At 71.9% G+C, this 19,296-nt stretch carries 22 protein-coding genes and 3 pseudogenes; 9 read left to right on the top strand and 16 right to left on the bottom strand.

Translation table 11 applies throughout. The features are described 5' to 3' along the window. Positions 1-150: 150 nt before the first annotated feature. Positions 151-1,395: pseudogene (locus tag ACYVOF_RS00280) on the bottom strand (IS3 family transposase). 70 nt (positions 1,396-1,465) lie between these two features. Between ACYVOF_RS00280 and ACYVOF_RS00285 the strand changes: the two are divergent. Next, positions 1,466-1,693 carry a hypothetical protein gene (locus tag ACYVOF_RS00285; protein ID WP_460863203.1) on the top strand — a complete coding sequence of 76 codons (228 nt, stop codon included), beginning with the start codon at positions 1,466-1,468 and terminating at the stop codon, positions 1,691-1,693. 263 nt (positions 1,694-1,956) lie between these two features. Further along, a protein-coding gene (locus ACYVOF_RS00290; protein WP_460863204.1) for an IS3 family transposase occupies positions 1,957-3,236 on the top strand; the annotation gives its coding sequence in 2 pieces (ribosomal slippage) (positions 1,957-2,245 and positions 2,245-3,236; 1,281 coding nt in all). Positions 3,237-3,356: 120 nt separating this feature from the next. On the opposite strand, the gene ACYVOF_RS00295 is transcribed toward ACYVOF_RS00290, so the two are convergent. Further along, on the bottom strand, positions 3,357-4,469 hold the full coding sequence (locus ACYVOF_RS00295) for a tyrosine-type recombinase/integrase (protein WP_460863207.1): 1,113 nt from the start codon (positions 4,467-4,469) through the stop codon (positions 3,357-3,359). Positions 4,470-4,891: 422 nt separating this feature from the next. Between ACYVOF_RS00295 and ACYVOF_RS00300 the strand changes: the two are divergent. Beyond that, positions 4,892-5,254: pseudogene (locus ACYVOF_RS00300) on the top strand (hypothetical protein); the annotation flags it as partial. Positions 5,255-5,285: 31 nt separating this feature from the next. Then, on the top strand, positions 5,286-5,420 hold the full coding sequence (locus ACYVOF_RS00305) for a hypothetical protein (RefSeq protein ID WP_460863208.1): 135 nt from the start codon (positions 5,286-5,288) through the stop codon (positions 5,418-5,420). Positions 5,421-5,427: 7 nt separating this feature from the next. Here the strand turns inward: ACYVOF_RS00305 and ACYVOF_RS00310 are convergent, their stop codons facing one another. The 5 genes and pseudogenes from ACYVOF_RS00310 to ACYVOF_RS00330 all read right to left on the bottom strand — a co-directional run bounded on the left by ACYVOF_RS00310 (position 5,428) and on the right by ACYVOF_RS00330 (position 8,398). Next, entirely contained in the window at positions 5,428-6,036 is a 609-nt protein-coding gene (locus ACYVOF_RS00310) for a hypothetical protein (protein ID WP_460863209.1), read from the bottom strand. Between the two features lie 3 nt (positions 6,037-6,039). Beyond that, the gene (locus ACYVOF_RS00315; RefSeq protein ID WP_460863211.1) at positions 6,040-6,570 is read right to left on the bottom strand and encodes a hypothetical protein; all 531 of its coding nucleotides are present in this window, start codon (positions 6,568-6,570) and stop codon (positions 6,040-6,042) included. Between the two features lie 206 nt (positions 6,571-6,776). Next, positions 6,777-7,091, bottom strand: a complete 315-nt coding sequence (locus ACYVOF_RS00320) for a phage major capsid family protein (RefSeq protein WP_460863212.1) — start codon at positions 7,089-7,091, stop codon at positions 6,777-6,779. Between the two features lie 70 nt (positions 7,092-7,161). Then, positions 7,162-7,938, bottom strand: a pseudogene (locus tag ACYVOF_RS00325) (phage major capsid protein); the annotation flags it as partial. A gap of 262 nt (positions 7,939-8,200) precedes the next feature. After that, a complete protein-coding gene (locus ACYVOF_RS00330; RefSeq protein ID WP_460863214.1) occupies positions 8,201-8,398 on the bottom strand; it encodes a hypothetical protein in 198 nt (65 codons plus the stop codon). A 275-nt stretch (positions 8,399-8,673) separates the two neighbouring features. On the opposite strand from ACYVOF_RS00330, the gene ACYVOF_RS00335 reads away from it, so the two are divergent. Continuing rightward, positions 8,674-9,156 (top strand): hypothetical protein, encoded by a 483-nt coding sequence (locus tag ACYVOF_RS00335; RefSeq protein WP_460863215.1) that lies wholly within the window; start codon positions 8,674-8,676, stop codon positions 9,154-9,156. Between the two features lie 525 nt (positions 9,157-9,681). On the opposite strand, the gene ACYVOF_RS00340 is transcribed toward ACYVOF_RS00335, so the two are convergent. Together ACYVOF_RS00340 and ACYVOF_RS00345 are read right to left on the bottom strand one after the other, a co-directional pair. Then, positions 9,682-10,128 carry an excalibur calcium-binding domain-containing protein gene (locus ACYVOF_RS00340; RefSeq protein ID WP_460863217.1) on the bottom strand — a complete coding sequence of 149 codons (447 nt, stop codon included), beginning with the start codon at positions 10,126-10,128 and terminating at the stop codon, positions 9,682-9,684. A gap of 559 nt (positions 10,129-10,687) precedes the next feature. Further along, complete coding sequence (locus ACYVOF_RS00345) at positions 10,688-11,470, bottom strand: alpha/beta fold hydrolase (RefSeq protein ID WP_460863218.1); 783 nt, start codon at positions 11,468-11,470, stop codon at positions 10,688-10,690. A 195-nt stretch (positions 11,471-11,665) separates the two neighbouring features. On the opposite strand from ACYVOF_RS00345, the gene ACYVOF_RS00350 reads away from it, so the two are divergent. Then, on the top strand, positions 11,666-12,217 hold the full coding sequence (locus tag ACYVOF_RS00350) for a hypothetical protein (protein WP_460863221.1): 552 nt from the start codon (positions 11,666-11,668) through the stop codon (positions 12,215-12,217). Between the two features lie 69 nt (positions 12,218-12,286). Continuing rightward, entirely contained in the window at positions 12,287-12,718 is a 432-nt protein-coding gene (locus ACYVOF_RS00355) for a cytidine deaminase family protein (protein ID WP_460863223.1), read from the top strand. Positions 12,719-12,743: 25 nt separating this feature from the next. On the opposite strand, the gene ACYVOF_RS00360 is transcribed toward ACYVOF_RS00355, so the two are convergent. From ACYVOF_RS00360 to ACYVOF_RS00380, 5 genes are all read right to left on the bottom strand, one after another. Next, positions 12,744-13,097 (bottom strand): MGMT family protein, encoded by a 354-nt coding sequence (locus ACYVOF_RS00360; RefSeq protein ID WP_460863225.1) that lies wholly within the window; start codon positions 13,095-13,097, stop codon positions 12,744-12,746. 58 nt (positions 13,098-13,155) lie between these two features. Continuing rightward, positions 13,156-13,815, bottom strand: coding sequence for a TetR/AcrR family transcriptional regulator (locus ACYVOF_RS00365; protein ID WP_460863226.1), 660 nt, complete (start codon positions 13,813-13,815; stop codon positions 13,156-13,158). A gap of 10 nt (positions 13,816-13,825) precedes the next feature. Next, positions 13,826-14,614, bottom strand: a complete 789-nt coding sequence (locus ACYVOF_RS00370) for a nitroreductase (protein WP_460863229.1) — start codon at positions 14,612-14,614, stop codon at positions 13,826-13,828. Positions 14,615-14,616: 2 nt separating this feature from the next. Beyond that, positions 14,617-15,132: a 4-hydroxylaminobenzoate lyase gene (locus ACYVOF_RS00375; RefSeq protein ID WP_460863231.1), complete on the bottom strand. Its 516-nt coding sequence runs from the start codon at positions 15,130-15,132 to the stop codon at positions 14,617-14,619. Positions 15,133-15,296: 164 nt separating this feature from the next. Then, the gene (locus ACYVOF_RS00380; RefSeq protein ID WP_460863233.1) at positions 15,297-16,055 is read right to left on the bottom strand and encodes an SDR family NAD(P)-dependent oxidoreductase; all 759 of its coding nucleotides are present in this window, start codon (positions 16,053-16,055) and stop codon (positions 15,297-15,299) included. Positions 16,056-16,149: 94 nt separating this feature from the next. On the opposite strand from ACYVOF_RS00380, the gene ACYVOF_RS00385 reads away from it, so the two are divergent. Next, a complete protein-coding gene (locus tag ACYVOF_RS00385; RefSeq protein ID WP_460863235.1) occupies positions 16,150-17,040 on the top strand; it encodes a helix-turn-helix transcriptional regulator in 891 nt (296 codons plus the stop codon). 22 nt (positions 17,041-17,062) lie between these two features. Then, a complete protein-coding gene (locus tag ACYVOF_RS00390) occupies positions 17,063-17,707 on the top strand; it encodes a TetR/AcrR family transcriptional regulator (protein WP_460863236.1) in 645 nt (214 codons plus the stop codon). Positions 17,708-17,722: 15 nt separating this feature from the next. Here ACYVOF_RS00390 and paaE read toward each other — a convergent pair whose 3' ends face one another. Both paaE and paaD read right to left on the bottom strand, forming a co-directional pair. Then, complete coding sequence (paaE, locus tag ACYVOF_RS00395; protein WP_460863238.1) at positions 17,723-18,781, bottom strand: 1,2-phenylacetyl-CoA epoxidase subunit PaaE; 1,059 nt, start codon at positions 18,779-18,781, stop codon at positions 17,723-17,725. A gap of 2 nt (positions 18,782-18,783) precedes the next feature. Further along, positions 18,784-19,287: a 1,2-phenylacetyl-CoA epoxidase subunit PaaD gene (gene paaD, locus ACYVOF_RS00400; protein ID WP_460863241.1), complete on the bottom strand. Its 504-nt coding sequence runs from the start codon at positions 19,285-19,287 to the stop codon at positions 18,784-18,786. Between the last annotated feature and the right edge of the window lie 9 nt (positions 19,288-19,296).

A 19,296-nucleotide genomic window follows, 5' to 3' on the forward strand; every position in this document is an offset into this window, starting at 1 on the left:
CGGCCACGAGGTGGATGTCGCGCGGTCACCCCGTGGGGTGGGAGCTCGACTGGGACGCGACGCGCGAGGGGCGCACTGACCGGGTAGCCCGCGGTCGTCCGCCCGGTTGCGCTGGTACCTCGGTGAACCGCCCCCGGGCAGTCCGGAGCCTCAGTGCTGCGTGTGCTCGGCATCCTGCTGGGCCCGGTCTCGACGGTAGTAGGCGTCCTCGAGGTCGGCCGGTGGGATGTCGCCGCAGAACTCTTAGAGGCGGCGGTGGTTGAACCAGTCGACCCACTCGGCGGTGGCGATTTCCACGAAATGGAGGGTGCGCCACGGGTCCCGTGGTTTGATCAACTCGGTCTTGTAGAGCCCGTCGCTGAACTCGGCCAACGCGTTGTCGTAGGAGTCGCCGGTGGACCCGACAGAGCGACGGCGCCGGCCTCGGCGAGCCGCTCGACGTACCGCACGGCGACGTACTGAACGCCCTTGTCTCTGTGGTGAACAAAGTTCGGTGCGTGGTGGCCATGCCGGCGGGGTGTCCACAACCCCATCTCGAGGGCGTCGAGGGCGAGGTCGGTGCGGAGACTGCGTGAGAGCTGTCAGCCCACCACCTTTCGGGCGGACACGTCGATCACGGACGCCGCGTAGACCCAGCCGGCGTAGGTGCAGCAGTAGGTGATGTCGGCGACCCACAGCTGCTCGGGGGCGGTCGCGGTGAACTGGCGGTCCACGCGGTCTGGGCGGATGTCCGGACCGTTGCCCGCCACGGTGGTCCGCGGCCCCTTGGCCCGGGTGATCCCGCACAGCCCGGCGTCGCGCATCAGCCGCTCCAGGTGCACCTGGCCATCGGCCGGTCACCGACCCGGTGACCGGCCCGGCGCAGCGCGGCGTGGACCTTGCGGGCCCCCAGACCCCGTAGTCGCCGCGTGCACCGACCGGATCACCGCGGTGGTGGTCGTGTCGGTGACCGACCGCGCCGACGGCGGACGGGCCTCGGCCGCGTAGTAGGTGCTCGGGGCGATCTGCAGGACCGGGTAGATCGACTCGACCCCGAACTCGGCGCGGTGGGCGTCGATATTCTTGACGGTCATCGCTGTCGGCGGTTCAGCAATGCTGCGGAGAAAGCCATGCCGACCGCAAGATCGCGTTCGCCCGACGCAGCTCCGGGGCCTCCCGCTCCATCCCCGCCAGCCGCTCGGCATCGCTGCTCGTCGTCCCCGGCCGACTCCCACCCGTCGATCTCGGCCTACATGACCCAGCCATGCAACGTGTCGACGTTGATGCCGAGCTGCGCCCCGATCCGCTGCGCCGCCCCGTCCGCGTCCCCGGGTCCGACTCCGCCTCCAAGACCAACCGGATCGACCGCTCACGCAGCTCCTCCGGGAACTTCCTCGGTGCTGCCACATCTCTCATCTCTGTGGACTCAGAGCCTCCATTAATCCCGGGGCGAGAGACACACCGGTGAGTGCTTCGAGGGGGGCGCGTGGGTGCGGCTGAACTCCGAGTACCCCGGTTTTCGCGCTACGTCCTCGAGGACTGCGTCGGCGACGGGGACCGTGGCGCGGGGCGGATCCACGTCACCAGCGGCACCGACGTCACCCTGCAGCACTTTCACGTCGCAACCTTCCTCACCCTGCGCAACGGCCTCGTGCACGAGATGGTCGAGGTATGGACCGGTGTCGCCGAGCCGGCGGGTCCGCGGCCGGCGTGACCCGGACCCGTCCCGATGGCTGGTCGGCTCGGCCGAGATCCTGGACGCACCGGCGCTCACCCCTCGCCGAGCTCGCCAGTCCGTAGCTGCCTATGGAGGTGTCCACGCCGCCGGCCCCAGTCACTTCTGAGGCGACGGACTTGGTTTCGATCTCGCACCGACTCCGGCAGGTGGTGTGGGTGGGCAGTCGCACAACAGCCCCGCACACGAGGTGAACCGCCCCGGCATGTCCGGAGACTCCGTCCCTTGGGAAGGATGGAGTCATGGCAGGAAGATCGACCACGAGGTACCCCGCGGAGCTGCGTGAGCGGGCGGTGCGGATGGTCGCCGACGTCCGAGCGGACCACGACTCTGAGTGGGCAGCAATGGGCCGGGTCGCCGAGCTGCTGGGCATCGGCACGGCGGAGACGGTGCGCAAGTGGTGCCGCCAAGCCCAGGTCGACGACGGCGAGCGGCCCGGGGTGACCAGCGAGGAGACTGCGGAGGTCAAGCGGCTGCGGCGAGAGAACGCCGAGCTCAAGCGGGCGAATGGGATCTTGAAGGCGGCGTCGGCTTTCTTCGCGGCCGAGCTCGACCGGCCATCCCGCTGATCGTGGAGTTCATCGACAGCCATGTCGGTGAGCAACCAGATGGGCTGCGTTGGGGGGTCGAGACGATCTGCGCCCAGCTCACCGAGCTGGGCGCCAAGATCGCCCCCACGACCTACTACGAACACCGCACCGGCACCGTGTCCAAGCGGGCGGTGCGAGACGCCCAGCTGGCCACCGAGATCGCCCGGGTGCACGCCGCCAACTACGGCGTCTACGGCGCCCGCAAGGTCTGGCTGACCTTGAACCGGGAACGCCCCGCCGGCGCGCCACCGATCGCTCGGTGCACCGTGGAGCGCCTGATGGGCCACCTCGAGCTCACCGGCGCCCGCCGAGGCAAGGTCAAGCGCACCACCATCGCTGATCCCGCCGCAGATCGGGCAGCTGACCTGGTCCAGCGCCGGTTCGCCCCGACCGCACCGGACCGTTTGTGGGTCGCGGACTTCACCTACGTCTCGACCTGGGCCGGCTGGGTCTACGTCGCCTTCGTCATCGACGCCTACGCCCGCCGCATCATCGGCTGGCGATCAGCGACCACGATGACCGCCCAGCTCGTGCTCGACGCCCTCGACCACGCGGTGTGGACCCGCGCCCGCGAAGGCCGCCACGTCAACGGCGTGGTCGCACACCACGATCACGGGAGTCAGTACACCTCGCTGGCCTACAGCCAGCGGCTGGCCGCCGATGGCATCCGACCCTCCACCGGGGCGGTCGGCTCCTCCTACGACAACGCACTGGCCGAGACCATCAACGGCCTCTACAAGACCGAGTTGATCAAGCCTCGAGGGCCGTGGCGGACCGTCGACCAGGTTGAAGTCGCCACGGCCGAGTGGGTCGACTGGTTCAACCATCGACGCCTCTACCAGCACTGCGGCGACATTCCACCGGCCCAGGCAGAGGCAGCTCACTACGCTCAACGACAGGCCCTGGCGACCGCCGGAGTCTCAGACGGCTGAGTCTCCGGACATGCCGGGGCGGTTCACTCTTTTCCCAACCAGCGTGAACGGCAGCGGCGTCTTAGGTGCCGCAGTAGTTCGCGAGCCAGCAGGCCACGTCACCAACGACGCGTTGACTCGCTACTCCTGCGAGTTCGCCAGCGCGGACAGAGCCGCGGCGATCTGGCGGTCACGCCCGGCGGCGGCGTGCTGATAGCGCAGCGCAGCTTGCGGGGTGGAGTGCCCCAGGCGAGCCATCAGTTCAGCCAGGGTGGCACCTGTGCTAGCCGCAAGGACGGCCCCGGTGTGCCGCAGGTCGTGCCAACGCAAGTCTGGCCGTCCCGCCGCGTCGCGAGCCACGTAGAACGGGCGGTAGAGGGTCGCGGGTGCAAGGTGCTTGGTCGGGTCACCCACGGCGGGGAAGAGCAGGCGCTCACGGCCCCCAGCGATGCTGCTACCCAAGTGCTCGCGCAGCATCGGCACAAGGTGTGGGGGGATCGCTACGTCCCGACGGCCGGCGTCGGACTTTGGCATCCCCACGATTACCTCGCCATCAGCGCGGGCGACACCGCGGCGGACGTGCAGCACGTCGTTGGCGAGGTCGACGTCTTTGCGGCGCAGCTCGGTCAGTTCACCGAAGCGCAGCGCGCACCAGGCGGCGAGCAGGGTCAGCAGCCGGTACTGCTCGGGCATCGCTCTTACAACCGCAGCAAGTTCGTCCAAGGTCGCGGGGCGCACCTGGCGGGCCCGCTTGGTGGTGCTTGCGCCACGTACCCGGCATGGGTTGGTGGCGCACTCGTTCTCGGCGACGGCGGTCGTGTAGATCGCCTTGAGCAGCCCGTATGCGTGCGCGCGCAGCGTCGGCTGGCCGGTGCCGAGCATGTGGTGCCAGTCGGCCACCTGGCGCGGGGTGACCGCGTCGAGCACGGCGTCGGCGAACGTGGGAAGTATCAGGCGGTCTAGTAACGCACGGTAGTGCGACTGGGTGCGCGGCTTCAGGTCCCGCCGCGCGAGCCAGCTGTCCGCGTACTCCCCCACCGTGGTCGGTGCCGTCATCGCGTGACGGAGCTGCGGCGGGGCCCAGTTTCCGGCGCTGATGGCGCGACGTTCGTCGGTCAGCCACGCCTCGGCGTCGACCCGGGTGTCGAACGTCGATGGCCCGTTGTGCAGTCGGCCGTCCGGGCCGGTGTAGCGGGCACGCCATCGCTTACTGGGCAGGCGAGTGATCTGCCCAAAGCTGCGCTTCTGTGCCATCCGCCGCGTCCCGTCGTGTCGGCTACGTGTCGGATGAGGGTACCAATGCGTCTACTCGCGTCCACGTCAGTCAAGCGATACTGATGACCGAATGTGCAGGTCAGAGTGCCAAATTCCTGGTAGCGTCCAGTATCCGCAGCCTGCGCCTGAACTGGTTCAATCCCAGTATCGCGCACCAGTCGTTTTAGGCCCCTGACCAGCGAGTATGCGGTCGGGGGCCTTCTTCGTTTTGGCCCTCGTGTCGCGCCCGTTCGAACCATTCGACCGGGGCCTAGAGCACACCGACAACGGAGGCACCCGTGACGATGAACCCTGCGCAGAACGTACTGAGCAGCACCGACGAGACGAAGAGCTACGCCGAGATCTGGTAGGCCAGGTCGACAGCGTCGACGGCCGCGACCAGCGCCGCGACCGGCGAGGCCAACCCGTTCGCCACCCCCTGTCCCGCCTGGTGCGCCGACGTTGGCCAGCACCTCGCCTCGGCGCTGGGAAGCGACCAGCAGCACCGCAGCACACCCGTGCGGGTCGTCGCACGTGAGGGCCGCCAGGGCCGTTTGCCCGGCCACGACGCCGAGGATGGAATGACGCTGCCCTACGTCGAGGCCGAGCTGGTGCAGCGGTTTCGAACCGACCCCGAGCCTGTCGTGCGCCTCACTCGATGGTCGCAGGGGCCCGGAGGCCTGGTGTACCCGGTGGCCGGCTCAGCAGTGTTGCTGCGACTTGGCGAAGCCGCCGAGCTGGCGCATGTGATGCTCGCCGCCGTCGACGTGGCGGTCGACCAGTGACCACCACGGCGACGGGGCGGCCGATGCAGTCGTGGCGGGCCTGGCGGCTCGCCGAGCACGACCACCTGTCGCCTACGGGGTGCCGCTCGACGAGATCGCCCGCCGGGTAGGGATGCGGCCGGAGTCGCTGCGCACCTCGCTGCGCCGGCGCACCCGCGGGCAGTAGACCCGTCTCAGAACCCGGGAGATCCGCGGCCCAACCCGAATCGCTGAAGACCGCGGCGGATCGGGTTGGGCCGGTCCTGACTGCCGTCCGCGAAGAACTCTGGGCCCTCCACGACGGGCTGCTGTGAGCCGGTTCGGCGCCAGTACAGACCGGCCGCGTCGGTGAAGTGGACCGTCGTCTCGTGGGCGAAAAAGTCTCTCGCGTCGGCCGCGTCGGTGAGCCCCTCCACCGGGTCGATGCAGGTGAACTCGGTCGTGACTACACCGCCCGGGGGGATCGTTCGCCACTGGTCGCCGAACTGGAACCACCCCTCGTCACGGCTGATGAGTCGCCATTCGGTTCGGCGACTGTTCGGTGGCGGGTCAACAACTACGTCGAGGATGACGCCTGGACTGTGGTTGGTCACTCGAGCCTGCCAGGACAGTCGCATCTCGCCTTGGTGTCCCACCTCGACGATCACGCCTCGGGCCTGCACTGCGTCCCGCTCTGCGCGTTCGGTCCGATACCGGCGACGGTCGCGCAGGAGCACGAGCAGCGCAACCAGCGCACCAGACCCGCCCAACACGGCACCCGCCGATTGCGCAATCTGTAGCCATTCAGGGACCGCGCTGAGCACCTTCTACGGGGTCCAGGCCTTGTTGAGCTCGTCCCAGAACCGCTCTTCGCGCTCTTCGTCGAACCCCTGCTGGGTGGCTTGAGCGAGCGGCAGTCGCAGCTCGTACCCGTCGCGGAAGATGACCCGGGCGTCGAACCGCCACGGCCGATCGAACCCTTGGTCCCAGTGTTGGTCCCCGCTGAACGGAACCCCGTCCAACTCGACGTGATCGATGCTCACCAGCGGACGCCGCCAGCTGGTCATCGCCTTGCACGTCTCGCTGGCCGGACTGCTTGCCCACTCCATGCCGGGGCAGTGCTCGGACGCCTCGACGTAGACGAGGGCGTCCGGCATGAGCCAGGCCGCGCGCCATGTGGTGACCTCGTCGGCGCTCAGGTGCTCCGCGAGGGTTGAGGCCCGAATGTCGTCGACGTCCGGTGCCGCCAGGGTGAGCAGGGCGCGTACCACCACGGTCGGCGCGCGACCGCTACCGGACCCGGTCTTCGCCACTCGGTGTTCCTGGATCGACCGCCACCGCTCTTCGCTCATCAGCATGGTCGAGACGCTAAACCGGAGCACCGACTCGTTGCGGGTGTCCAAGCAGACGCGAACGCACCACGACCCCCGCACCACCGGGTGCGGGGGTCGTGTTCGGCGCTGGTGGGTCTAGGGCCCAGAGCAGGGTTACCGCCCAAGGAGGGGAGCCTCGCCACCATCGCTCCCCGCTCGTGGCGGGGTGACGTTGACGCCGGGTCGGTGGGTCAGGCCAGGGCGACCTTCACGAAGGCCTGCGGGCGGAGCACGCCGAGGCCGAAGCGGCCCTCGGAGCGCAGGACCACCTCGTTGCGGGTGAAGTTGGCCCCGGAGCGGTCGGCGTCGAGCTTGACGTCCTCGCGGACGAACAGGGACAGCTGCGTGAAGTCGCCGAGCAGCGCGGTGCCGGCGGGCACCGACCGGGAGACGATCTTGGGCAGGGTGCCGAGACGTTCTCGAGCGCGCCGTCCGCGGCCCGGTAGCGCCCGGAGCCTTCCTTGGCGAGGTCGATGACCTCGGCGTCGGCGGGGTGGAAGACCCACGCCTTGGGGGCCCCTCGGCGAGGGCCTGGGTGGTGCGGGCCTTGCGGACGGCGGTGAACAGGTCCGTCGCGAACGGCTGCACCACGAGCCCGGACGTGTTGAGGATCCCGGTCAGGTTCGCCCCTATGCCGTCGCCGGCCACCACCTGCGCCTCGAGCGCGTCGAGGACCCCGCGGTGCATCACGCCCTCAAGTACCTGGACCAGGCCGTCGAAGTCAGCGCGGTAGCGCTCGGGGATCGGCTCGGACAGGTGCGCCACGACCCGGGCCCAGTCCTCCACCTCGGTGAAGGTGTAGACGCTGGTCGGCTTGATGCCGTGGTCGGCGACCGGGGCGGCGTTGTTGGTCCGCACCGTCTGGCGCAGGTAGGAGCAGGACCCGGAGCCCAGCGGCACCCGGTTGGCGAGCAGGTCGATAATCCGCTGCGGGTTGTCCGGTAGCGGCACCACGCCGGGGGCGACCGGGTTCGGCACGTCGATGCTGCCCACCGTCAGGGCCTTGACCCCGGAGGCGGCGGCGGTGGCGAGGACCCGGGACGCGACGGCCACGGCCCACTCCTTGCGGGGCAGGTGGCGGCCGGCCTTGCGGGCAGTGCCCGCGGCGGGGTGGTCGGCAGGGCCGGACCCCACCTCGGCGGCGAGCGCCTTGGCCTGCGCGAGCACCTGCTCGTCGGCCTGGGCGGCGCAGCTGGTCGGCCAGGCCGTGGGTCTTGGCGAGGTTCGTCTCGTAGGTGCTGCGCCCGTCGTCGGTCGTGTGCGGTTGTCCGCGGCGGACTTTCCGACGGGGACGCGGGCGGCCTGCGCGGCGGCGGTGGCCTCGGAGCGGGGTCGGTCGATCTTGACGCTCATGGGTGGTCTTTCACGCGTGGGACCCGGGCCCGCGGGGGGCGCGACGGGTCGAGAGGTGGGGGGTGCGTCGCGGGCGCGGAACGGGCGCGGTGCACGCCGCCCCTGGCTGGCCCCCACCGGGGTCGGGACGGACCTGGGTGGTCCGGTGCTGCGCTGGCTCGACGAGCCTCGCGGCGAGGCATCGTCCACGGATGGGTTGCGGGCTGGCCCCCTGCTAGGGGGCGGGCCGCTACAGCTGGCGGTACGTGCCTCGCCACGAGGCCTAGGTCGGCGCGGTCGGTGGTGCGCCGGGCGACGCGGGGCCCGGCGTGTCCCCGGCGAGCTGCGCGTCGAGGATGACCCGGCCCAGCGTGGCCCGGGCAACAGCCTCGCCCGTGGTGGCGACCAGCAGCTCGACCAGGGCGCCCGCGAGTGAGGCGAGCAATGAGCTGACGACCTCGCTGATCGGCCACAGACCCACACCTCCCGGTCCTTTTCCCGCTAGTCCCTGCGGCGTCCAGAGGCCGGGAGCCCATCGGCGGCACCGACCGGTAACCCGATGCCACGGCGGTTGCGGACCGTTGCGAGCGGTGGGCCGGTTACGGCGGCGAGAACCCGACGCGCTGTCGGCGGAAGCGCGGGCGGTACTCGGTATCGGTGTTGGACCTACCGATCGCGGCTGAGCTCGTGCATGCTGCGCCCGACACGAGACGGTTGGGGGACCACGTGCGCAAGGCGGTGACGACGTTCGCGAGCATGCTGCTGCTGACGGGTTGCGGCGCGAGTAGCGAACCGTCTGCACCGCAGACCACGTCTACGACGGTCACAACGACGACGACCACGCCGGTGGTGACCACGACAGTCCCGACCACGACCATGACGGTCGCGCCGGTGGTCACGACCACTGAGGCCGAGGCCGAGCCGACCTCTGAGCTCACCGTTACCGACGAGCCGACCTACACGCCCGAGACGACGACGGAGCCGACGCAGGGGCCGGAGCCGTGCTCGGGTTACGACCGGTGCGGCCAGGGTCCCCTGCCTCAGTCCGAGGACAGCGGTCCCGGCTGCGGGGGACGTGCAGTGTCAGCGGGGATCTTCAATCCATCTTGCTCGGAGTACCAGGGCTACCTCGACCCCGGCGTCGCGGGCGGTCGTGCCCCGTCGTCCAGCGACATTCAGACGAAGAACGGGTGCGAAGCCGGATACATCACTGGACCTGTGTGCGACCCCTACAGCTGATGAACGGGTGCGAAAGCCAACCAGGGGCGTGGACGGTTGATGACCACCGAGCGCAAACCCAAAGTGAGTCGACCAGTCAGCCCGGACGCCGGCCAGCTCGGCAACCGACTGGGCGGGTCGTGAGACATCTGGGAGTCGAACTCGCCGGGGTTCTTTGACAGCTGGCCGGAGTCCAAGACGCTGACCTTCGCCTGCGACGTCAAGCGGCAGACGGAGATCCCCTCCGAAGTGCAACGATCCTGACGCCGTGTCGGAACGCGTTGGACAGAGAGAAATCGAAGTGCTGATTGAACGCGTCAGTTGCGCAACATGGAGGACAAGTAAGCAATGTAGACGAGTGGTGGGCGTCGGTTCCACGGGTCAACATCCAGTTTTACGATCGGTAGTCCTCAGAGACCAGGCGGTCCACGGGAGCCTCGCCCCATGGGCGTTCGCCACTGGTGCGGCTTGGGAGTAGCCGCCCCGTAGTCGTCACTCGACGGGCCCTCCGAGGTCCCGCTCGTCGGCCTTGAGCTGCCGCGACTGCTACTTGTCGCAGGCGATGCCGTCACCGTCGCGGTCGAGGCCGCTGCGATAACCGGGCTCACCCGCGTAGATCGGGGCAGCTCCTGCTGCCATCGCTTCAGCGCAGCTTGCGTAGCGGATCGCTCCGCCCCCGGCGGCCGGCGGTGAGTAGGTCGGCCGCGGAACGTATGGCGCCTCGGTGGTGGGCGGCGGTGTGTAATCGGGGGTGTTGACGAAGGGCGTCTCGACGGTTGTCGTCGGGGGCGGCGGCGCCAGAGTGGTGGTCGGTGGCGGAGCAGTCGTCGTAGTGGTCGGCAGCGCTGAGGGAGCGGTGGTGGGGACAGTCGTGGTCGGCGACGGCGTGTCCGCTGGGGTGGTCTCGGCCGTGTCGGCGGCGGGCGCAGGCTCGGGGGGCTTCGGCGCGAGGGCGCCGATCAGGATGAACCCGCCGAGCAGGGCGACGACCACCCATGGCCAACGACGGCGCCTCTTCTTGACCGGCGCGCCCGGGCCGGGGGGCGGTGGGACGGGTCCGGCACCAGGGGGCGGCCCGTCCACCCAGTGCCACGATCCGTCCGGACCCTGCTGCTGCGGCACTGCGGTCCCCTCGTTTGTCAGTGTTGACAATGTGATCGTCGCAGAGCAACGCACTGGGCGTGGCGGATTGACCGGTTCGCGCCTTCCAGTGCTCGCGACAGAGCGAGGCGGTCGCGCCAGGGGCCACTCGCTCCCGACCGACCGTCCCGGGGAAGGTCATGACCGGCCGGAGACCGCGACCGGCCGGATGTGGAGAACATCGACGTGTCGGTCTAGGTGGTGGTGCCCTCGCGGACACCGAGCGGGCATCTCCGGACGGCGGGCAACCGTGAGGTCGGTGGCCTGCAGCCGACGAGCACGGCCGCGAGGTCACCACCGGCCACGCACGGCCGCGAACCCAGCCAGCGATGCGCGGTCCCCGGCCGAACTCACCCCGACTTCCTCGGCCGGAGGCGACGGATGCGTCGCCTCTGGCGCCGAGCGGCCGGTCTCAGGCGGTGCTGTCCAGGATCAGCCGGGTGGCCTCCTGCGGCGCGTCCCACTGCGGGAAGTGACCGCACCGCTCGAACCAGTGCAGCACCGCGTCGGGGAACAGCTCGCACGCCCGCTGCGCCTGCTTCGGCACGGTCACCAGGTCACGGCGCCCCCACCCGATGGTGACGCGGCCAGGCGCGGTGCCTGCCGGCGCGCCCTCCTGCTTCGGCCCGGTGATCAACGCGTCCAGCGCAGGGCCCGTCGACGGGGCCTCCGCCAGCCCGAGCACGTCCGGCAGCACGGTCTCGCGCGAGAGCGCCCAGGGCCGTGCGGACAGCTGCGCCAGCAGCGCGGTCCTGCCCACGGCGTTGCCGAGCAGGAACGGCACCCTGCCCCGCAGCGCCCGGACCAGGGCGACCGACGGCTTCAGCGTCGCTCCGAACACGCGCCGCTCGCGGTCGCTCCAGAAGCCACCGGGGTCCAACGCGACCGTGTCGCCGCCGATCCCCCGCCGTGCCAGCTCCAGCACGATCCGACCGCCCATCGACTGGCCGACGGTGGAGACCCCGTCCAGACCCTGCTCGCGGATGAAGTCCACGACGGAGTCGGTCAGGGTCGCGATCGAGACCTCGCCGGAAAGCGGTGGCGTCTCGCCGAACCCCGGCAGGTCGACCGCGATCACCTCACGGTGCTGCGCCAGCTGGTCGATGAGCGGGGCCCACGACCGCCAACCCGCGCCTAGACCGTGCACGAGCAACAGCGGTGGGCCACTTCCGCGCCTGACCTGGTTCAACGTCATTTCAGCAACGCTAACCCTCTCGCGCCCGGCTCCCCCAAACGAACGACCGCGAGACGAGCCCACCGACCACGTGTCCCGAACCTCCCGGTGATGACACAGTGCTGTCGTCACCACCGACACCCGCCCAGGGACACCCGCTGGACTGTGCACCAGCTAGCACCTGGCGCGGCAGAGATCCGGGACAGGGGCGTGAGCATGGGCGCGAGGATCACGGTGGTCCGCTCGGCCGAGCTGCGGGGACGGCACGGCACCTACACCGTGAGCATCGACGGCAGCGCCGCCGGTCAGCTCGGGCGCGGACAGTCCCTATCCAGCCAGCTCGGCGCCGGGCAGCACACGGTGTCGGTCGTCCGCGACGCCCAGCACACGAGCCCCACCAGGAAGCTCGATCTCGCCGACGGTGACCACGTCACCCTCCACGTCTCGTTCATCTCCGAACGGGCCGCCTACGTGCGATCACCCACCCGGCCCAGCGACCACCTCGTCCTGAGCACCGAGCCGCCGGAGGAGAGCACGACGGCGATCCCTGGCCACGCCCGCACGCGGCTGCTGCTCCTCGCGGCCGGGTTTGCCGCGCTGGCGGTGGGCCTCGTCGCCCCGGCAGGTCCGGTGAAGCAGGTCGGCTACGCGGTGTGGGTCGTGGCCGTCGCCGTCGGGTTCGTCCTGGTCGTCCGGCACATGCGCCACCTCTACCGGTCGCCACGGGCGGACGACGCTCACCGGGGTCGCAGCGGGGACCGACCGTGACGGGTCGTGGCGCGCGCGTCGTCGACCGGTCTCGTGCGGTATCCCCACAGAGACCGCCACACTGGGACGGTGAGCACCGCGCTGCCCTCCGCCCGCGAGCTCGACGCCGCTGAGCACGAGCTGGTCGAGCTGGCCCGGGCCTGCATCGACGCCGCTACCGACGCCGGTCCGGACGAGGACGGCGTGCACACGATGGGTGCAGCCGTGCGGGCGGCTGACGGCCGGTGCTTCGTCGGCGTGAATCTCTACCACTTCACCGGCGGGCCGTGCGCCGAGCTCGTCGCCCTCGGGGCCGCCCGGGCACAGGGGGCTCGGGGCATCACGACCGTCGTCGCCGTCGGCAACCACGGGCGCGGACCCCAGTCCCCCTGCGGCCGTGACCGTCAGGTCCTGCTCGACCTGCACCCCGGCGCGCGGGTCCTGCTGCCCACACCGGACGGGGTCCGCAGCGTCGCCGTGGCCGACCTGCTCCCCCTGTCCTTCGTCGCCCCCTGCTCCTGAGCACCTCTTCACACCCTGGCTCCGTCTACTCCGGACGCGGGTGGACCCGTCGGTGCTCGTCGACGCCGTGCCCCTCGGCCCGGAGCAGCGGCGCCTGCACCGCAGCCAGGTCGCCGTAGAGCCGGCCACCGGCGGGCAGCACCCGCCACCACGGCAGGTCAGGCATCCCGCGCAGCACGTTGGCCACCGCCTGGCCGCCCATCTCCCGCCCCGCCAGCTCCCCCACCTCGCCGAAGGTGACCAGGTCGCCCGGGGGCAGGGCCGCCACCACGTCGATGACCGCCCGCTGGAACGGCGTCGGCACGTGTCCCGCCGGCCAGGGCCGGGCCTTGGGGTGCGGCACCGCGGCCGGTGCAGGGCGGTGCGGCTTCCTCGGCACGGCGCACAGCGTGCCACGGGGCCCGGCGGCGGGAGCGCCCGACGGACCTGCCGGGCCGTCAGTCCGCCGGGCCCGTGGCGATGGTCCGCCAGAGCGTGTCGGTCACCCGGTCGGCGAGGTCGCGGCCCCCGCTGCCCCCCTGCAGGAAGTCGCCGAAGAAGCTGCCGAAGCACAGGGTGGTGATGACGTCGAGGTCGACGTCGTCGCGCACGTGCCCCTGCTCCTGCAGGTGCTCGAGCACGTCGCGCAGCAGCGCCGTGCGGGGCACCACGGCGCGGTCACGCAGCAGCTCGAGCAGCTCGGGGTTGCGCGGCTGCTCCCCGATGAAGCCGCCCTGCAGGACGATCGCGTCCGGGTTGTGGAAGCACGGGTCGACCCGGCGCACCGCCTCGCCGAACGCCTCCCGCGGCGGCATCGCCGTCGGGTCGAGCTCGGTGGTGCTGGCCAGCTGCGCCCGGAAGCCCCAGTCGAGGGCGTCGACGACGAGCTCGAGCTTGCCGGCCCACCGTCGGTAGATGGTGGGACGCGACACCCCGGCGTCCGCGGCGACGTCGCCCAGGGTCATCCCGGAGAACCCGTCGACCACGAGGCGGCGACGGGCGGCGAGGATGATGGCCTCGTCGAGGCTGGCGTCGCGCGGGCGGCCACCCGCGCTGGTGCGCGGGGACCCGGGCCGCGCGTCGGCGGTCGTCTCCTGCTCCGCCTGCGGCTGCTCCACGGCCTGCACCCTACGAGCCGGATGGTCCCGCCGGACCCGGGCACGGGGCACCGGCACCCGGCTCACCGTGGACCGTGACGACGTCGGACAGGGGCTCCCGCGGGGTGGTCAGCGCGTTGAGGGGGTCGCGGGGGTCGGCGTGCCCGAGGGCGACCCCGCACACCACGATCTCGTCGTCGGCGATCCCCAGGTGTCGCCGCAGCACGGCGTGGAAGTCCACGAACGACGCCTGCGGGCAGGTGTCGAGGCCGTGCTCGCGGGCCGAGAGCATCAGTGCCTGCAGGAACATCCCGGCGTCGATGAGCGCGCTGTCGAGCGGGTGGGCGCTGACGGTGAGGACGAGACCCACCGGGGCGCCGAAGAACTCGTAGTTGCGACGGTGGTGGCGGGCCCGGCCGGCGCTGTCGGCGCGGTCGACCCCCAGGGTCTGCTGGTACAGCTGCTGACCGAACTCGGTGCGACGGGTGCGGAACGGCTCGGGCCACGCCTCGGGCTCGGGCTGGTACTCGTACCCCGGCTGGACCTCGCGCTCCTCGTGGTCGAGCGCTTCCCACAGTGCCTCGGCGAGCCGACGCTTGGCCTCACCGAGGACCACGTGCACCCGCCACGGCTGCACGTTCGAGTTGCTGGCCGACAGCGCCGCCGCACCCACCAGCTGCTCCACCACGCGCAGCGGTACCGGGGTCGGCCGGAACGCGCGCACGCTGCGCCGGGTGCGCAGCGCGTCGCTGACGGACGTGGCGGTCCGACCGCCCGACACGTCGGGGTCCCGCGCGGGCGCGGGGCTGACCTCGACCATCGTCAGGCCGCGTCCGGGGCGGTGATGTCGTAGAAGATGCGACCGGCGGGGAGGAAGAACAGCGCGATGACCGCGCCGCCGCGCACCTCCGGGTAGTGGTGGCTGGCGGGCTCGGGCGCCGTCCACCCGGCGCCCTGCCACCCGCGCGGGCCCCCGAGCTGTGCGTCGCGGTCCAGCGGCACGACCATGTTGATCTCGCCGTAGGGGTGCTGGTGGTACTCGCCCCGGAAGGCCGGGACGCTGCTCATGTACACCGCGGTGATGCTGAACCAGCTGAGGCGCTCCTGCGGCTGGGCGATGCGGCTGCGCCGGTAGGCCGGACCGCCCACCTCCTCGTGGGCCGCCCATCCCTGCTCGACGCCGTCGGTGATCATCGCGGCCAGGTCGTCCCACACCGGGGTCCCCGGGCCGTGGTGGGTGTTCAGCCACCCCTCCAGCTCCGCGCCGGCGGTCCGGTTCCGGATGGAGGTCAGGAACGGTTCGCTCCGCGTGATCAGGTCCTCGGCCGATGCGGTCACGGTGCCTCCTCGTCGTCGTCCGGGCGCCGGGTCGCGCCTGGTGCACCGACGCTAAGCCGCTGATCCGTTACGTGCAACACCTGTAACTTAACTGCTGCGCCCCAGCCCACGACTGCCGGACGTGGACCGGGGCGCGCCGTCCCTGCTCAGCCCGACCCGCCGGGTCAGAGCCGGGCGCCGCCGGAGGCCTCGATGCGCTGGCCGGTGATCCAGCCGCCCGTGGCCGTGGCCAGCCCGGCGACGGCACGCCCGACGTCCTCGGGGGTGGCCAGGCGCCGGAGTGCGGCCGCGTCGATCATCGCCTGCTGCAGGGCGGGGTCGGAGCGCAGGTGGCCCCCGCCGAAATCGGTGGGGACGGCCCCGGCGGCGACCACGTTGGCGGTGATGCCCCGGCCGCCGTACTCCAGCGCCTGGTAGCGGGTGAGCACCTCGAACGCCCCCTTCGCTGCGGCGTAGGGGCCCGACCGCGCGAACGTCATCCGCGTCAGCGCGCTCGAGATGTTGACGATGCGTCCGCCGTCGGACAGCACCGGCTCGAGGGCCTGGGTGAGGAAGAGCGGCCCCTTGAGGTGGACGGCGAGGACCTCGTCGAGCTCGGCCTCGGTCGTGTCCTGCAGCAGGCTGTACAGCCCGGTGCCGGCGTTGTTGACGAGGACGTCGAGGGTGCCGCCGGCCAGCTCGCCGCGCAGCCGGTCGGCGAACGGGCCGAACGACGCGACGTCGGCCACGTCGAGCCGCAGCGCCGCCCCGCGGCGGCCCCGGGACCCTATCTCGGCGACGACCTGCTCGGCGTCGGTCGCGCTGCTGTTGTAGGTGATGGTCACGTCGACCCCGGCGTCGGCGAGGGCCAGGGCGGTCGCGCGGCCGAGGCCGCGGCTGCCGCCGGTGACGAGGGCCGTCGGGGTGTGGTTGTCGTTGCTCATGTCCCCGACCGTGCGCCCCCGGACGACGCCCGTGAAGAGACCTGTCCACCCAGGGATCCGCGGTCCCTGGCTGACGGTGGCCGCGCGGCCGAGGATGGGACCCGTGGACCGTGAGCTGCTCGCCGACTTCCTGCGCCGCCGCCGTGCGGCGCTGCAGCCCGAGGACGTGGGTCTGGCCCGGACCGCACGGCGACGCACCAGCGGGCTGCGCCGCGAGGAGGTGGCGATGGTGACGGGCATGTCCAGCGACTACTACACCCGCCTGGAGCAGCAGCGGGGGCCGCAACCCTCCCCCGGGATGCTCGCCGCCCTGAGCCGCGCGCTGCGGCTGAGCCTGGTCGAGCGGGACCACCTCTACCGGCTCGCCGGCCACGCCCCGCCGCGCAGCGACGTCCGCTCCGACCACGTCGCGCCCGGGGTGCGGCGCGTGCTCGACCGGCTCGACACCCCGGCGATGGTCACCAACGACCTCGGGGAGGTGCTCGCGCAGAACGGGTCCGCGGTCGCGCTGCTCGGCGACGAGTCCCGCTTCGCCCCCGGTGACCCGGACCGGTCGCGGTTCCACCGCTGGTTCACCGACCCCCGCGAGCGGGACCTGCACCCGGTCGCGGAGCACGAGCGGTACTCCCGCTCCTACGTCGCGGTGCTCCGGCTCGCCACCGGCCGACACCCCCGTGACCCGCGGGGACGCGCCCTCGTCGACGCCCTGCTGGCCACCTCCGCGGAGTTCGCGTCGATGTGGTCCGAGCACGACGTGGCGTGGCGGCCCGGCCCGCACCGCAAGACGTTCCTGCACCCCGTCGTCGGCACGCTCGAGCTCGACTGCGAGGAGCTCTCGGCGCAGGAGGACTCGCAGATCCTGCTGGTCTACACCGCGACCCCGGGCACCGGGTCCGCCGAGCGGTTGCGGCTGCTCGACGTCCTGGGCGGCGGCACCGTCGTCGAGGACGCCACCCGGTCGCGCTCACCTCGGCCCGCCGGGTGAGGCCCCGTGCGACGATCCCCCGGTGTCCTCCCCCGCCCCGCCGCCGGCTGCGCCCCGCCGGGGCCGTCCCGGCTACGACCAGGAGACGGTGCTGCGCCGCGCGATCGAGCTGTTCATCGCGAAGGGCTACGAGGCCACCAGCATCGGGGCTCTCGCCGCGGAGCTGGGGCTGACGAAGTCCGCCATCTACCACCACGTCCCGAGCAAGGAGGCGCTGCTCTCGGCCGCGCTGGACGAGGCGCTCGACGGGCTGGCCGTGGCCGTCGACGCGGCCGCCCGGGCCGCCCCGGGCACCAGCGCGCACCAGCGGCTGCGCACCGCGATCGAGGAGTCGGTGCAGATCCTGCTCGACCACCTGCCGGCCGTGACGCTGCTGCTGCGGGTGCGGGGCAACAGCGAGGTCGAGCGCCGGGCGCTCGCGCGGCGGCGGCACGTCAGCGAGCAGCTGGCGACGCTCGTCCGCGCGGCCGTGGACGAGGGGTCGCTGCGCGCGGACGTGCCGCCGGAGGTCATCAGCCGCTTGGTGTTCGGCATGGTCAACTCGCTGGTCGAGTGGTACCGCCCCGGCGGGCCGGTCGACGGCACGATGCTCGCGCGGTGGGTGACGACCCTGGTGTTCGACGGCCTCGACCGCCCCGGTGCCACCGGATCGGCCCCGTCCAGCTAGGACGGTCCAGCGTGGTCAGGCGTCGAAGTCGACCGTGACGGCGTCGGAGACCGGGAACGTCTGGCACGTCAGGACGTAGCCGCGGGCGACCTCGTCGTCGTCGAGCGCGTAGTTGCGGCGCATGTCGGCCTCGCCGGAGACCAGCTGCGCCCGGCACGTCCCGCACACCCCGCCCTTGCAGGCGAAGGGCAGGTCGTTGCGGGTGCGGGCCGCGCCGTCGAGCACGGACTCGGCCTTCGGGGAGGCGGCGGTGGTGGTCCGGCCGTCCAGCACGAGGGTGACCTCGCTGGTGTCGCCCTTGACGACGTCGTCGCGGCGCGCCACCTCCGGGGGCGGCTCGTCGACGAAGAACAGCTCGGCGTGCACCTTCTCCGGGCTCACCCCGAGCTCGGTGAGCACCTCCCGGGCGTCGCCGACCATCCCGAACGGCCCGCACAGCCAGACGTGGTCGACGCTGCGCACCGGCACCAGCGTGGTCAGCAGCCGCCGCAGCCGGTCGGCGTCGAGGCGGCCGGAGAACAGCTCGACGTCGCGCGGCTCGCGGGAGAGCACGTGGACCAGGTCGAGCCGCGGGCCGTAGCGGTTCTTCAGGTCGGCGAGCTCCTCGGCGAACATGACCGACCGCGAGGTCCGGTTGCCGTAGAGCAGCGTGACGCGGGAGCCGGGGTTGGCCAGCACGGTGGTGGCGATGGACAGCATCGGGGTGATGCCTGAGCCGGCCGCGATGCACAGGTGCCGGCCCGCCTCGGCGGCGTCGGCCCGGAAGCTGCCCGTGGGCGGCGCCACCTCGACGACGTCACCGACGGCGAGACCGCGCACCAACCAGCTCGAGAACAGCCCGTCGGGGATCTCCCGCACCCCCACCCGGGGCGCGGAACCCGCCGGGGCGCAGATGGAGTAGGACCGGCGGTGGTCCTGGCCGTCGACCGTGCGGCGCAGCGTCAGCGACTGCCCGGCGTGGAAGGCGAAGGTGGACGCCAGCTCGGCGGGCACCTCGAAGGTCACGGCGGTCGCGTCGTCGGTCAGCGGCTCGACCGCGGCCACCCGCAGCTCGTGGAAGGCCGTGCGGGCCATGCTCAGATCTCCTTCACGTGCTCGAACGGCTCCAGGCACGCCGTGCAGCGGTAGGCGGCCTTGCAGGCGGTGGGGCCGAACTCCGAGACCACCCGCACCTCGTCGGACCCGCAGCGCGGGCAGCTCAGCGGCCGCCGGGTGGGGACGAGGGTCAGCGGCACCGGGCCGTCGTGCCGCGGGGCCGGGCCGGGGGCGGAGATCCCGTGCGCCACCAGCGCGGCCCGCCCCCGCTCGGTGATCCAGTCGCTGGACCACGCCGGGTGCAGGCTGACCGCGACGCGGACGTCGGGGAACCCGTGGTCGCGCAGGGTGTGCACCAGGTCGTCGCGCATCGTGGCCATGGCCGGGCACCCGGAGTAGGTGGGGGTGATGGTGACGGTGAGGGCGTCGCCGTCCTGCTCCACGGCCCGGAGCACCCCGAGGTCGGCCAGGGTCAGCATCGGCATCTCCGGGTCCCGCACTTGCTCGGCGAGCGCGCGGGCCTCGGCGAGGCGGGGGGCGGTCACCCCGTCGGC

It is taken from the genome of Rhodococcus aerolatus (assembly GCF_054783215.1).

Bases quoted from the DNA above. Each gene is read 5' to 3' on its own strand.
- ACYVOF_RS00385 (WP_460863235.1), top strand. From the start codon at position 16,150: ATGGGACCCGTGGACCGTGAGCTGCTCGCCGACTTCCTGCGCCGCCGC.
- paaE (WP_460863238.1), bottom strand. From the start codon at position 18,781: ATGGCCCGCACGGCCTTCCACGAGCTGCGGGTGGCCGCGGTCGAGCCG.
- ACYVOF_RS00295 (WP_460863207.1), bottom strand. From the start codon at position 4,469: ATGGCACAGAAGCGCAGCTTTGGGCAGATCACTCGCCTGCCCAGTAAG.
- ACYVOF_RS00350 (WP_460863221.1), top strand. From the start codon at position 11,666: ATGGGCGCGAGGATCACGGTGGTCCGCTCGGCCGAGCTGCGGGGACGG.
- ACYVOF_RS00370 (WP_460863229.1), bottom strand. From the start codon at position 14,614: ATGGTCGAGGTCAGCCCCGCGCCCGCGCGGGACCCCGACGTGTCGGGC.
- ACYVOF_RS00315 (WP_460863211.1), bottom strand. From the start codon at position 6,570: ATGCTGATGAGCGAAGAGCGGTGGCGGTCGATCCAGGAACACCGAGTG.
- ACYVOF_RS00335 (WP_460863215.1), top strand. From the start codon at position 8,674: ATGCTGCTGCTGACGGGTTGCGGCGCGAGTAGCGAACCGTCTGCACCG.
- ACYVOF_RS00380 (WP_460863233.1), bottom strand. From the start codon at position 16,055: ATGAGCAACGACAACCACACCCCGACGGCCCTCGTCACCGGCGGCAGC.
- ACYVOF_RS00345 (WP_460863218.1), bottom strand. From the start codon at position 11,470: ATGACGTTGAACCAGGTCAGGCGCGGAAGTGGCCCACCGCTGTTGCTC.